Genomic DNA, 388 nt, shown 5'->3' with positions numbered 1-388 from the left:
TCTACCTTACAATTTTGGGATTTTCGGGTATTTTCACCCCTTGCCGAGATGCTCCCGCCTGCCGATCCCGCAGGGGCGAGGCTTGATAGTGCGACACCCTTGCGGGGTCGTGGGATGGCTTGTAACGCCCGATCCACGGGTCTTCGGGGCTACGCCCCTCGACCGGTGGCTAGGAAGCGGGCACCCCTGCCGGGGTGCTACGACATCGGGCGATCTTTTCCTCGGGGTTACAATGGGGGGCAAGTAGGTAGAGGCAGCGGGCACCCCTGCCGAGGTGCTTCTCTTGACGATGAGATGATTGGCCCCTGTGCAGCTCAGGTGCATTTTCCCCCTCAGACTTTGTCCCTCGACCACGTGGCTATTTATGCTAACCACCAAACTTTTGGGG

The organism is Porphyromonas sp. HMSC065F10 (assembly GCF_001808555.1).
Taxonomy (GTDB): Bacteria; Bacteroidota; Bacteroidia; order Bacteroidales; family Porphyromonadaceae; genus Porphyromonas_A.
Note: the sequence above shows the minus strand (reverse complement) of the source record.